The organism is Microbacterium sp. (assembly GCF_036566905.1).
Classification (GTDB): domain Bacteria; phylum Actinomycetota; class Actinomycetes; order Actinomycetales; family Microbacteriaceae; genus Microbacterium.
Window position 1 is genome coordinate 1 of record NZ_DATCVK010000054.1, and the last position, 12,632, is coordinate 12,632.

General features: G+C 70.1%; 13 protein-coding genes and 1 tRNA gene. 5 read left to right on the forward strand and 9 right to left on the reverse strand.

The window, feature by feature from the left end; all coding sequences use genetic code 11:
* Both VIP82_RS04715 and VIP82_RS04720 read left to right on the forward strand, forming a co-directional pair.
* On the forward strand, positions 1-333 hold a 333-nt coding region (locus VIP82_RS04715; RefSeq protein WP_331906161.1), incomplete at its 5' end, for a S16 family serine protease.
* 94 nt (positions 334-427) lie between these two features.
* Positions 428-3,343, forward strand: a complete 2,916-nt coding sequence (locus VIP82_RS04720; protein WP_331906163.1) for a UPF0182 family membrane protein — start codon at positions 428-430, stop codon at positions 3,341-3,343.
* A 96-nt stretch (positions 3,344-3,439) separates the two neighbouring features.
* Here the strand turns inward: VIP82_RS04720 and VIP82_RS04725 are convergent, their stop codons facing one another.
* Genes VIP82_RS04725 through idi form a run of 7 tightly spaced genes read right to left on the reverse strand, consistent with a single transcriptional unit; the run spans position 3,440 to position 9,049 of the window.
* Positions 3,440-4,333 (reverse strand): prenyltransferase, encoded by an 894-nt coding sequence (locus tag VIP82_RS04725; RefSeq protein WP_331906165.1) that lies wholly within the window; start codon positions 4,331-4,333, stop codon positions 3,440-3,442.
* Positions 4,330-4,653, reverse strand: a complete 324-nt coding sequence (locus VIP82_RS04730; RefSeq protein WP_331906167.1) for a lycopene cyclase domain-containing protein — start codon at positions 4,651-4,653, stop codon at positions 4,330-4,332. The genes VIP82_RS04725 and VIP82_RS04730 overlap by 4 nt, the downstream gene beginning before the upstream one ends.
* Entirely contained in the window at positions 4,650-5,003 is a 354-nt protein-coding gene (locus VIP82_RS04735) for a lycopene cyclase domain-containing protein (protein ID WP_331906169.1), read from the reverse strand. The genes VIP82_RS04730 and VIP82_RS04735 overlap by 4 nt, the downstream gene beginning before the upstream one ends.
* Before the next feature lie 2 nt (positions 5,004-5,005).
* Positions 5,006-6,571, reverse strand: a complete 1,566-nt coding sequence (gene crtI, locus VIP82_RS04740; RefSeq protein WP_331906171.1) for a phytoene desaturase family protein — start codon at positions 6,569-6,571, stop codon at positions 5,006-5,008.
* Positions 6,568-7,449 (reverse strand): phytoene/squalene synthase family protein, encoded by an 882-nt coding sequence (locus VIP82_RS04745; RefSeq protein ID WP_331906173.1) that lies wholly within the window; start codon positions 7,447-7,449, stop codon positions 6,568-6,570. Before VIP82_RS04745 ends, crtI begins: the two co-directional genes overlap by 4 nt.
* Positions 7,446-8,501: a polyprenyl synthetase family protein gene (locus VIP82_RS04750; RefSeq protein ID WP_331906175.1), complete on the reverse strand. Its 1,056-nt coding sequence runs from the start codon at positions 8,499-8,501 to the stop codon at positions 7,446-7,448. Before VIP82_RS04750 ends, VIP82_RS04745 begins: the two co-directional genes overlap by 4 nt.
* Positions 8,498-9,049 (reverse strand): isopentenyl-diphosphate Delta-isomerase, encoded by a 552-nt coding sequence (gene idi, locus VIP82_RS04755; protein ID WP_331906177.1) that lies wholly within the window; start codon positions 9,047-9,049, stop codon positions 8,498-8,500. The genes VIP82_RS04750 and idi overlap by 4 nt, the downstream gene beginning before the upstream one ends.
* An 80-nt stretch (positions 9,050-9,129) precedes the next feature.
* On the opposite strand from idi, the gene VIP82_RS04760 reads away from it, so the two are divergent.
* On the forward strand, positions 9,130-9,606 hold the full coding sequence (locus VIP82_RS04760) for a MarR family winged helix-turn-helix transcriptional regulator (RefSeq protein ID WP_331906179.1): 477 nt from the start codon (positions 9,130-9,132) through the stop codon (positions 9,604-9,606).
* A gap of 83 nt (positions 9,607-9,689) precedes the next feature.
* Here the strand turns inward: VIP82_RS04760 and VIP82_RS04765 are convergent.
* Positions 9,690-9,763: transfer RNA gene (locus tag VIP82_RS04765), tRNA-Met, on the reverse strand.
* Between the two features lie 92 nt (positions 9,764-9,855).
* Between VIP82_RS04765 and VIP82_RS04770 the strand changes: the two genes are divergently transcribed.
* Both VIP82_RS04770 and VIP82_RS04775 read left to right on the forward strand, forming a co-directional pair.
* Positions 9,856-10,374 carry a DUF6328 family protein gene (locus VIP82_RS04770; RefSeq protein WP_331906181.1) on the forward strand — a complete coding sequence of 173 codons (519 nt, stop codon included), beginning with the start codon at positions 9,856-9,858 and terminating at the stop codon, positions 10,372-10,374.
* Positions 10,371-11,174, forward strand: coding sequence for a carbon-nitrogen hydrolase family protein (locus VIP82_RS04775; RefSeq protein WP_331906184.1), 804 nt, complete (start codon positions 10,371-10,373; stop codon positions 11,172-11,174). Before VIP82_RS04770 ends, VIP82_RS04775 begins: the two co-directional genes overlap by 4 nt.
* Positions 11,175-11,183: 9 nt before the next feature.
* Here VIP82_RS04775 and VIP82_RS04780 read toward each other — a convergent pair whose 3' ends face one another.
* Positions 11,184-12,383, reverse strand: a complete 1,200-nt coding sequence (locus tag VIP82_RS04780; protein ID WP_331906186.1) for an aminotransferase class I/II-fold pyridoxal phosphate-dependent enzyme — start codon at positions 12,381-12,383, stop codon at positions 11,184-11,186.
* Positions 12,384-12,632 lie beyond the last annotated feature (249 nt).

Consider the following 12,632-nt stretch of genomic DNA (forward strand, 5'->3'; position numbering starts at 1 on the left):
CCGAGCGCGGGAATGATGTTCGCGCTCGGCATCATCGACACCCTGACCCCCGACGAGCTGAACGGCGGCGAGCAGGTCGCCGGCACCGGGACGATCACGGCGGACGGCGAGGTCGGGCCGATCGGCGGCATCCGTCAGAAGATGTGGGGCGCGGTGGATGCCGGCGCCGACTGGTTCCTCGCGCCGGAGGCGAACTGCGACGAGGTGGTGGGCCACATCCCGGGCGATCTGCGGGTCTTCTCGGTCGAGGACCTCGATGACGCGCTCGCCGTGCTCGACGCCGTGCGCGACGGAGGCGACCTCGACGCGCTGCCCACCTGCACGGCGAAGTGACACGGAGGATCGTGCCCGAAACGTTGCGCGATTCCGAGAGTTCGCCCAGGGAGGACAAGGCGGCCGCCCTGAATCCGCCGCCTAGGATGGGACGGTGACCACGACCTCGCCGCCGACTCCGGCCACACCCTCCCGCACCCGCCGCGTCATCGCCACCACGCTCGCGATCATCGCCGCCCTCGTGGTGGCGTTCTTCGTCTTCGCGAGCCTCTACGCGGACTGGCTCTGGTTCGACCAGCTCGGGTTCACAGAGGTTCTGCTGACCCAGTGGGTCGCTCGTGTGGTGATGTTCGTGGTCGGCTTCCTCGGGATGGCCGTGCCGGTGTGGCTGTCGATCCAGCTCGCCTACCGCCTGCGCCCCGTGTACGCGCGGCTGAGCTCGCAGCTCGACCGCTACCAGGAGGTCGTCGAGCCCCTGCGGCGCCTGGCGATGTGGGGCATCCCCGTCTTCTTCGGCTTCTTCGCCGGCTTCGCGGCCTCGGCGCAGTGGGAGACGACGTGGCTGTGGTTCAACGGCGTCGCGACGGACACCACCGACCCCGAGTTCCACCTCGACACCGGCTTCTACATGTTCGCCATGCCGTTCTGGAGCTCGCTCATCGGCTTCGCGTCGGCGGTGCTGCTGATCTGCCTGCTCGTGACGGCTCTCGTGTCGTACCTGTACGGCTCGGTGCGGGTGGGCCAGCGCGAGCTGCGGATCTCGAAGTCCGCACGCATCCAGCTCGCGGTGATCGCGGGCCTCTATCTGCTGGTGCAGGGCGCGAGCCTCTGGCTCGACCGGTACAAGACGCTCGTCGAGTCCGGCGCGGACGACCGCATCACCGGCCCCGGCTACACCGGCGTCAACGCGATCATCCCCGGGCAGACGATCCTCGCCATCGTCGCGGTCATCGTCGCGATCCTGTTCTTCGTCACCGCCATCATCGGCCGCTGGCGCTACCCGCTCATCGCAACGGCCCTCCTCGTGGTGTCGGCGATCGTCGTCGGCGTCGGGTACCCGTGGGTCGTCAACACGTTCCAGGTGCAGCCCAACCGCTTCTCGCTCGAAGAGAAGTACTACCAGCGCAACGTCGACATGACGCATCAGGCCTACGGCGTCTCCGGCCTCGAGCAGGAGGACTTCGCCGCGGTGACGGATGCCGAGCCCGGCCAACTGCGCGACGACGCCGCCACGACCGCGCAGGTGCGCATCATGGACCCCGCGATCATCTCGCCCAACGTGCGTCAGCTCGAGCAGTACCGGTCGTATTACCAGTTCGCCGATCCGCTCGACGTGGACCGGTACGAGCGGGACGGCGTCTCGCAGGACACCGTCGTATCGGTCCGAGAGCTCAACCTCGACCAGCTCGGCAACGCGGCGGACTGGCAGAACTCCGCCGTCGTGTACACCCACGGCTACGGCATCGTGGTGGCGAAGGGCAACGACCGCACGGGCGACGGCGATCCGGTCTTCCTGGAGCGCGGCATCCCCGCCAGCGGCTTCCTCACGGATCAGGACGACTTCCAGCCGCGCGTGTACTTCGGCGAGTCCTCGCCGCCGTACTCGATCGTCGGCGCGCCGGAGGGCACCCCGCCGGCCGAGCTGGACTACCCGGAGGGTGGCGACGCCGCCTCGGGTGAGCAGAAGACGACCTTCGAGGGCGACGGCGGGCCGAGTCTCGGCAACGTGTTCAACCGTCTCGTCTACGCGCTGAAGTTCCAGGCCGAGCAGATCCTGTTCTCGGACTACGTCAACTCGGAATCGCAGATCCTCTACGACCGCAATCCTCGCGAGCGCGTGCAGAAGGTGGCGCCCTACCTGACGCTCGACAACGACGCCTACCCGAGCGTCGTCGACGGCCGGATCGTCTGGATCATCGACGGGTACACGCTGAGCGCCAACTACCCGTACTCGTCGACGGTCAGCCTCACGTCGGCGATCTCGGACTCCAGCAACCCCGCGCCGCGCTTCGCGCTGGACGACATCAACTACATCCGCAACTCGGTGAAGGCCACGGTCGACGCGTACGACGGGTCGGTGAAGCTGTACGCCTGGGATGAGGAGGACCCTATCCTGCAGGCGTGGCAGAAGGTGTACCCGTCGACGATCGAGCCGATCAGCGAGATGTCGGCCGACCTGATGAGCCACGTGCGGTACCCGACGGACCTGTTCAAGGTGCAGCGCACGATCCTCGGCGTCTACCACGTCGACGACGCGCGGTCGTTCTACCAGAGCGACAACCGCTGGCAGACGCCGAACGACCCGCAGGACGACACCGCGCTGCAGCCGCCCTACTACCTGACGATGCAGATGCCGGGTGAAGAGGCGCCGACGTACTCGATGTTCACGTCGTTCATCCCGTCCTCGACGGGAGGCAACGCCAGGAACGTCCTCATGGGCTACCTCGCCGTCAACTCGAACGCCGGGAGTGAAGCCGGCGTGAAGAACGACGACTACGGCAAGCTCCGGATGCTGGTGATCGATGCCGATACGCCCGTCTCGGGACCCGGTCAGGTGCAGAACGACTTCGATTCGCAGCCCGAGGTGTCCTCGTTCGTCAACATCCTGAAGCAGGGCGACTCGGACGTGCTGAAGGGCAACCTGCTGACGCTGCCCGTCGGCGGTGGCCTGCTCTACGTCCAGCCGGTGTTCGTGCAGTCGTCCGGCGCGACGAAGCTGCCCAAGCTGCAGAAGGTGCTGGTCTCGTTCGGCAAGGACATCGCGTTCGAAGACACGCTGAACGAGGCGCTCGACACGCTGTTCGGCGGCGATTCGGGCGCGGACGCCGGTGATACCGACGTCGAGCCCACGCCCGGCGCGACGCCCGCACCCGAGCCCACGCCCGCGCCCACCGAGCCCACGACACCCGAGGAGCCGACCGACGAGTACCAGGCCGCGCTCCAGGACGCGCAGCAGGCGCTGGTCGACCGGCAGACCGCGCTCGAGCAGGGGGACTGGGCCGCGTACGGCGAGGCCGACGACCGGCTCACCGCCGCGATCGAGAAGCTCATCGAGCTCGGCGAGCAGTAAGCACCGATTCACGCGAAGGGCCGTCCGGCGGCAGCTGGACGGCCCTTCGCGTATGCGGGCGGGCAGCGGACGGGGATCCGCGGGCAGTGGCCGGGCTCAGCCGGTGAGGACGGCGTACCAGATGAGCAGCAGCGTGACGACGAAGCCCGACAGCTGGTTCAGCCAGAGGAAGCGGCGCCACCCCGCCGTGGCGGTGGCCGCGTCGGCGTCGGTGACGGAGCGGTACGGCCAGACCGTCACGACATACGGGATGGCGATCACCGCGGCCAGCGGTCCGGGCCAGGTCGTCGCGAGCATGGCGAGGCCGGCTGCGACGTAGCAGACGAGCGCGAAGCGCACGGTCCAGCGGGCTCCTCGGGCCGTGGCGATGGACGCGATGCCGGCCTCCCGGTCGGCGACGACATCCTGAACCGCCCCGAACGCGTGGGAGGCGATGCCCCACAGCGCGAAGGCGACGATCAGCGCCACGAGCGGGAGGGTCCAGGTCGCGCCGGCGAGGACCAGCGCGTACACGGCAGGGGAGAAGAAGTGGATGCTGCTGGTCGCCGAGTCCAGGAACGGCCGCTCTTTGAGGCGCAGCGGCGGTGCGCTGTAGAAGACGACGAAGAACAGGCTCGCGGCGAGCACCAGCCACGAGACCGGGGAGCCGATCACCAGCAGGTACGCGACGAAGGGGAGACACAGCAGACCCGCTGCCCACAGCGTCACCCGGTGCATCCGGCGGTCGAGCACGGCGCCGTGGGCGCCTCCCTTGCGGGGGTTGCGCAGGTCGGACTCGTAGTCGAACACGTCGTTGATGCCGTACATCGCGAGGTTGTAGGGCACGAGGAAGAACAGCGTGCCGACGACGAGCGTCGCGTCGATCTGGCGCGTGGTGAGCAGGTACGCGGCGGCGAACGGGTACGCGGTGTTGATCCAGCTCACCGGCCGTGAGGCGATCACCAGCTGGCGCGCGACGGCGCCGGCGCGAAGCGGCGGTGCGGCGGTCATGGTCTCGCCTCCTGCCGGCGGAGCCGCGCGGTCTCGAGCAGCGTGAACACCGAGGGAACGAGAAATGCCGCGCACACCGGGTACGCGAAGTCCTCGATCGGGGCGAGGCCGATCCGCACCCCCGAGATGAGCGATGCGGGATAGGTGAACAGACCCGCGGCGATCATCAGGTTGTCGAACACGGCGGTCAGGACGACCAGGATGCCGGCGGCGATGGCAGACGCCGTCATCCTCCGTGCGAAACCGGGCCGCCGGGCCGTGAGCAGGGCGAGGAACGCCGTGATCGCCACGAACGGCAGGACGATGAGGGGATAGGTCATCGTGCCGCCTCCGACGGCGGGGCGGCGGCATCCGTCCGGCGACGCTCGAGCATGCGCTGCGCGCCCGCCCAGGCCACGAGTGCGAGGTAGCTCAGGAAGGCCAGGAAGAACGGTTCCTCGAGCGGGAGGTGCGGTGCGAGGTCGATCCCGAGAAGGAGCGCACTGTCGCCTTTGACGAAGACGCCCGCGGCGATGCCGACGGCGTCCCAGGCGAGGAAGAACGCCGTGCCGATGCCCACCGCGGCCAGCGTCAGGCCGGGCGCCGCCCACGCGGCGAGCCGCCAGCGTCGATCGATCAGCAGCACGCCGACGATGGAGGCGAGGATCGCCGCGAGGTAGATTCCGGGCACCGTCACACTCTCGCAGGTTCCGCGAGAGGACCGGGAGACCGGTCACCGCGGAGCCGTTTGACGACGAGCTCGGCAGAGATGAGGCACATCGGGAGGCCGATGCCCGGAAGCGTCGAGGCGCCTACGTACGACAGGCCGTCGACGGTACGGGAGGCGTTCCGGGGCCGGAACACGGCGCTCTGGCGCAGGGTGTGGGCGAGGCCGAGCGCATTGCCGCGCCAGGCTCCCAGGTCGTCGGCGAAATCGGCCGGTGCGACCGTACGCCGCACGACGATGCGGCTGGCCAGATCCGGGACGCCGCACCAATCGGCGATCTGCGCGATGACCCGGTCGGCGGCGGTCTCGATGCGAGGGTCGCCGTCGCCGTTGAAGCCCCCGTGCCCGAGGCTGGGGTCCGCGGGCACGGGGACGAGCACGAAGAGATTCTCGTGCTCGGGAGGCGCCACGGTGGGGTCCGTGGCGCTGGGGCGGCAGATGTAGAGCGAAGCGGGATCGGGGATCCGCGGGTGCGAGCCGAAGATGTCGTCGAACCCGGCGCGCCAGTCATGCCGGAAGAGCAGCGTGTGGTGGGCGAGCTGCGGCAGCGTGCCCTCGACGCCGAGCATGACGAGGAGCGCGCCCGGGCTCGGCGTGCGCGAGCGCCACCACTCCTCGGGGTAGGTCTGCTCGGCGCGGGCGACGAGCTGCGTCTCGGTGTGGTGCAGGTCCGCGCCCGACACGACGAGGTCGGCGCTCACACGGCGTCCGTCGGCGAGTTCGACACCGGTCGCCGTTCCGGCTTCCGTCGTGATCGACGTGACGCGCGCTCCCGTCTCGATGACGACTCCGGATGCCTCCGCCAGGCGTACGACCGCTCGGATCAGCTCGGTGAAGCCGCCGCGCGGGTACAGCACGCGGTCGTCGAGGTCGAGGTGACTCATCAGGTGGTACAGGCTCGGCACGCCGTACGGCGAGCCGCCCAGGAACACGGCGGGGTACTCGAGGATCTGACGCAGCCGCGGATCCGCGAAGCGGGTCTCGACGTGGCGCGCGAGCGTACGCGTCAGCAATGGCGCGAGGCGCGGCATCCGTCGCAGCAGGGCAGGGTCTCTGAGGCCCGCAGTCGTCTCGTACGTGTCGTACAGGAAGCGGTTGACGGCGAGGTCGTACGCGTCGGCGGCGGAGTCCAGATAGGCGTCCAGTCGTGCGCCGGCACCCGGCTCCACGCTCTCGAAGAGCGCCGTCGCGGCGGCGCGTCCGGATCGGACGTCGAGCGGGTCGAGACCGGTGGAGGGGTCCGAGTAGACGCGGTACGCCGGATCGAGCGGTACGAGGTCGAGCTCGCGATCGGCGGTCGTCCCGAGCAGCCGGAAGAAGTGGTCGAACACCTCGGGCATGAGGTACCAGCTGGGCCCGGTGTCGAAGCGGAATCCCTCGTGCTCCCACGATCCGGCGCGCCCGCCCAGCTCGTCGCGTGCCTCGAACAGAGACGTATCCCAGCCCTCCGCGGCGAGCAGCGCCGCGGCGGCGAGCCCGCCGATCCCTCCGCCGATGACGACCGCCCGTCGCGGCGAGACCTGCATGCTCATGCGCGCACCTCCCGTGGAGCGAATCCCAGCAGCGCGCGCGCGGCGAGCCGCGCCTTGACGGCGTCGGGCACACGCACTCGGGACTCCCCGTCGGCGCACGCTCGCAGGCGTGCCGCGAGCTCGGCGAACAGGTCGTGTGCGGCGGTCACGGCGCGGCGGCAGTCCGCCGGCAGTGCCGGGATGGTGCGGGCGGCGGCGGCGAGGTCCGCGTCGATGCGGTCGAGGATGGCGGCACGCTCTCCTTCGTCGGCGGCCGGGCCCAGGTAGTCCCGGCCGAGCACCGCGCCGTCGTGCGTGCGGTCCCGCAGGAAGTTGACGTCCTGGAAGGCGGCGCCGAGCCGCCGGGCGCCGTCCGCCAGCTCCGCTGACGGGGTGATGGGATGCGGCGCGCCCGCGTTGACGAACACCTGCAGGCACATCAGGCCGATGACCTCCGCCGAGCCGTAGACGTAGGCGTCATGCGAGGCGGCGTCGTGCCGCTGCGTGTGGAGATCGGTGCGCATGGACGCGAAGAACGGCGCCACCAGGTCCGGACCGATCCCGCATTCGCGCGCGGTGCCGGCGAAGGCGTGCACGACGAGGTTCGAGCTGAAACCGCGGAGCCTCGCGTCGAGCACCTCCTGCTCGAGCTGGTCCAGCACTTTTTCCATGGCCTCGGGTGACAGTCCCGCCTCGGCAGCCGGTCCGTCGACGATCTCGTCCGCGATGCGTGCGAGCGCGTAGATGTTTCGCACGTGCGGGCGTGGCCGCGGCCCGAGAAGGCGGCACGCGAGCCCGAACGAGGTCGAGTAGCGGGCGATCACGGTGGCAGCGGCATCCGCGGCCGCCCGGTCGTACAGCGCCAGCCCGGTCGCCGTGCGGCTGCGGGTGTCGCTCACGGGACTCGCCCTTCGATTTCGTCGGCGAGAGTGCGCAGCAGGACGCCCGCGCGATCCGGCAGAGCCGGGTCGTCCGAGGCCGTCCGCACCGCCTCGAGGGTCTCGCAGATCAGAGCGACCATACGCTCGCGCGCACCGCTCGATTCGAGCACGAACTGCGCCTCGCGGACCGCCACGGGTCCTGTGCGGGCCAGGGCGAGGGCTTCGTCGACGCGGTCGGCGGTGGTGGATTCGCGTGCCAGCGCGACGAGCGGCGTGCGCTTGTTCTCGCGGAGGTCGGGCCCGGTGTCCCGGCCCGTCTGCTGCGTCGTGCCGAAGGCGCCGATGAGGTCGTCGACGAGCTGGAAGGCCAGTCCGAGGCGCCCCGCGGCGTCTCCGAGCACGCGCAGCGCGTCGGCGTCCGCGCCGCCCAGCAGAGCGCCCGCCTGCATCGGCGCGCGGAACGAGTACACAGCGGTCTTGTTGAAGGCCGTGTCGAGGGTCGCACCCCGGGACGGATGCCGCGTCGCGACACTGTTCTCCACGTCTGCGAGCTCGCCGGCGGCGGAGACCAGGATGGCGTCGTCGACAAGGGTGAGGAGGCGATCGCGGGTCGCGGCATCGGTGTGCGCCATAGCGACCAGCCGGAACGCCTCATGGAGCAGGATGTCGCCGCCCAGGATCGCAGCGGCGTCACCGAGGAGTGCGGCGCCGTCGGCGTCGGCGCCGTCGTCCTGCGCGCGCAGCCGGAACTCGCCGCCGATGTTGGGCACGCCGCGGCGCATGGTGTCGTGGTCGATCACGTCGTCGTGCACGACGAACGCGGTGTGGAGCAGTTCGAATGCGGCCGCCACAGAGAGGGCGGCCGAGGCGTTGGCATCGTCGGTGCGGAACGCGTCGAAGGATGCCGTGACCAGAGCCGGACGCAGCCGCTTGCCGCCGTGCGCGGCGCGGGTGATGGCATCCGCCAGCACGCTGAACGCGGGGCCGAGCTCCACGGCGCGCTCGCGGATCCTCGCGAGCGCCCCGTCGATCGCGATCTGCAGGTCGGGGTCGGTCGCCGCCGGGATCATGATGCGCGGCGCTGACGTGACGGAGCGTCGAACAGGTGGAGCTGCTCTGCCTGCAGCACGAGCCAGGGGCTGAAGGCCCAGGGCGTCGCCTCGAGCGCGGTGGCGATCGCCTCGGGCTCGACCCAGCGGGCGTCGACCACCTCGAGCGGGTTGAGCACCGGCTCGTCGTCGGTGTACGCGATGTACACGGGGCACACCTCGTGCTCGACGATGCCGTTCGCATCGGTGGCACGGTAGCGGAACAGGGGGAGCGCCACTCGGAGATCGGTCAGCGTGATGCCGAGTTCGAAGTCGGCGTGCCGCCGGACCGCGGAGAGGACGGGTTCGGCCGGACGAGGATGCCCGCAGAACGAGTTGGTCCAGACGCCGGGCCAGGTGCGCTTGCTCAGCGCCCGGCGGGTGATCAGGACCTGCCCCTGGCCGTTGAGCACATGGCAGGAGAAAGCCAGGTGCAGCGCGGTGTCGGGACCGTGCACGCTCGACTTGGGCGCGGTGCCGATCGGGTTGCCGTCGTCGTCGAGCAGCACCACGTGGTCGGTGTCGGGCATCCGATCACTCCCTTCCTGAATTGCTAGCCAAACTAGCAATTTCTCTTATGCGATGCTACAACGGGTCGGAGGGAACGTCCATGAAGTCCGAGCGCTGGCAACCGCAGACGAATCATGAGCACGCGGTGATGCGTGTGCTCACGTCGATTCGCGCCGTCAGCGACGCCATGGAGCGCATGCACAGCGGCATGAAGGACGACATGGACATGAACGCCACCGACGTGGCGGCGCTGCGGCTGCTGATCATCCGGGAGCGGCAGGAGCAGTCCGTGAGCCCACGCGACATCGCCCGGCACCTGCGGATCTCCACCGCGTCGACGACGAAGCTGCTGGACCGACTGGTCGATTCCGGACATGTCGAGCGCCGCCCGCACCCGACCGATCGCCGCGGTCGCGTCGTCGTGCTGACCGACGGAGCCCGGCACGCCTTCTTCCGCGTCTTCGGCGAGCGGCTGCGCGCCATGCGCACGATCGCCATGCGGTACGACGAGTCCGAGCTCTCGGTGATCGAGCGCTTCCTCGACGACCTCAGCGGCGCGATGGATCCCCCCGAGTAACCCTCGGCTGTCGGAACTGGTCTCGTGAGACCAAACGAAGAAGAGGGCATCCCTTGGCGGGATGCCCTCTTCTTCGTTTTCTGTTGCGGGGACAGGATTTGAACCTGCGACCTCTGGGTTATGAGCCCAGCGAGCTACCGAGCTGCTCCACCCCGCGGCACAAGGAATAGCCTAACACGGGTTTCGAGTGCTCATGACCACGGCGCGGGCGGGTTGCTGTGCCGGCGCCCCGCGCGACAGGATGAGCGCATGCCCGGCGACCGCGACACCGACCCCCAGGATGACCGCGTGGACGGTCGCGACGAGACGCCGGAGGAGCGCGCCGACCGCAACTGGAACGAGGTGCTGCAAGAGCTCCGAGTGCTCCAGACCGGCACGCAGATCCTCACGGGCTTCCTGCTCGCCCTCGCGTTCCAGCCCGCGTTCGCTGATCTGTCCGATACCCAGCGCACCGTCTACCTCGGCCTGGTCGTCCTCTCCGCGATCAGCTCGATCGTGGCGCTCGCCCCGGTCGCCCTGCATCGGGTGCTCTTCCAGCAGCGCGCCAAGCCCGCGGTCGTCCGCTACGGCCACGGATGTCTCATCACCGCGCTGCTGACGGTGTCGGTGCTCGTCGTCGGCGTGGTGGCGTTCGTGTTCGACGTCGTCCTCGGCGGGTCCGCGGGCTGGTGGGCGCTGATTCCGCTGGCCGTGCTGATCCTGGTGCTGTGGCTCATCGCGCCGGCCATCATGCGCGTCCGGATCCGCACGAACGGAGAGCGCCGATGACCGACACCCTGCCGATCGCGGTCGCGCAATTCGCCCCCACAGCCGACGCGGCGGGCAACCTCGAGTCGATCGAGCAGCTCGTGGCGACGGCATCCGCTCGGGGCGCCCGGGTGGTGGTCTTCCCCGAGTACTCGAGCTACTTCGTCGACCCGTTCGACGAGTCGCTCGCCGAGAACGCCGAAGACCTCGACGGCCCGTTCGTGCACGCCCTGACGGAGATGGCGGGCAGCCACGAGGTGGTGATCGTGGCGGGCCTCCTCGAGCGGGCGAGCGACGAGCACCGTGTGCGCAACACCGCCGTCGCGGTCGATGCGACCGGGCTGATCGCGCACTACCGCAAGCTGCACCTGTACGACGCCTTCGGTCAGCGCGAGTCGGACTGGGTGGAGCCGGGCGAGCCCGCGCCGCCGCGGACGTTCGAGCTCGACGGACTGCGATTCGGCCTCATGACCTGCTACGACCTGCGCTTCCCCGAGGTGGGGCGGCTGCTGGTCGATGCCGGGGCGGATGTCTTCGTCGTCCCGGCCGAGTGGGTCCGCGGGCCACTCAAAGAGCACCACTGGCGCACGCTGCTGCACGCGCGGGCGATCGAGAACACGGTGTTCGTCGCCGCGGCGGACCACCCGCCGCCCCTGGGCGTGGGCAACTCGCTCATCGTCGATCCGCTGGGCGTCGAACTCGCCGCCGTCGGCACGTCGACCGACGTCGCCGTGGCGCATCTCGACATCGGGGCGATCGGGCGCGTGCGGCGCGTCAACCCCGCGCTCGCGCTTCGCCGCTTCCGCGTCGAGCAGCGCTGAGCGGCGGCCTTACGCGAGGCGGGCAAGACGGGATGCCGCCTCCGCGAGCACATCGACGCGCTTGCACGCGGCGAAGCGCACGAGGGTCGCATACTCGGCGCGGTGCTCGGGTGTCGCGAATGCGGTGAGAGGGATCGCGACGACCCCGGCACGCTGGGGGAGTGCGCGGCAGAACGCCGCGGCATCCGTCGCTCCGAGCGCTCGGGCGTCGGCGACGGTGAAGTACGAACCCGCCGGGGTCGACACCTCGAATCCCGCCGTGCGCAGGCCCTCGCCGAGCAGATCGCGTTTCGCGCGGAGAGTGTCGGCGATGCCGCGGAAGAAGTCGTCGCCGAGGCGGAGTCCGGTGGCGATGGCGGGCTGGAATGGGCTGCCGTTGACGTAGGTGAGGAACTGCTTCACCGCGAGCACGGCATCGATCAGCGGGGCGGGTCCCGAGATCCAGCCGATCTTCCAGCCCGTGGTCGAGAAGGTCTTGCCGCCCGAGGAGATCGTCAGTGTGCGCTCCCCGGCTCCCGGCAGCGTCGCGAGCGGGACATGCGGCTCGTCGAAGACCAGATGCTCGTACACCTCGTCGGTGACGATGACGGCGTCATGGCGCGCCGCGAGGCGCACGATCTCGTCGCGCACGTCGGAGTGGAACACGGCGCCCGTCGGATTGTGCGGGTCGTTCACCAGGATCACGCGGGTGCGGTCGCTGACGGCGGCGCGCAGGTCATCGAGGTCGGGCTGGAAGTCCGGCCAGCGCAACGGCACGGTCACCAGGCGCGCGCCGGCCAGCGCTGCCACCGCCGCGTAGGAGTCGTAGTACGGCTCGAAGACGACCACCTCGTCGTCGGGGTCGTCGAGCAGCGCCAGCAGCGCCGCGGCGAGCGCCTCGGTCGCCCCGGCCGTCACGAGCACCTCGCGGGCAGGATCCAGGTGCAGACCGTAGAACCGCTCTTGGTGCTCCGCGATGGCAGAGAGGAGGTCCGGGATGCCGCGCCCCGGCGGGTACTGGTTCGCCCCGTTCGCGATCGCCGAGCGGGCGGCCTCCAGCACCTCGGCGGGCCCGTCCTCGTCGGGGAAACCCTGGCCGAGGTTGATCGCGCCGGTGTGCGCCGCCAGGGCCGACATCTCCGCGAAGATGGTGGGGTGGATCGACCCGTCGGCGCCGACGAGTCCGGCACCCGCCGCCGTGCGGTGCCATGCTCCGGGGATCTGTCGCATCGCTTCACCGTACCGGGCAGGCTCATCCCTCTTGCATAGGCGAGTCCCACTCCCGACATAAGAAACGCACAGCATCGATGGGCACAGTGGTGAGTGCTTGGCAGAAGGAGCAATCATGAGCGACATCCAGGGCGATCGCCCGGAAGACCAGACCCCCGCCGTCCCCACACAGTCGGCCGCGGAGGCCGCCGCGCAGACGCCCGCCGAGCCGGAGACCCCGGCCGCCGCCGCGGTCGCACCGGAGGCGAC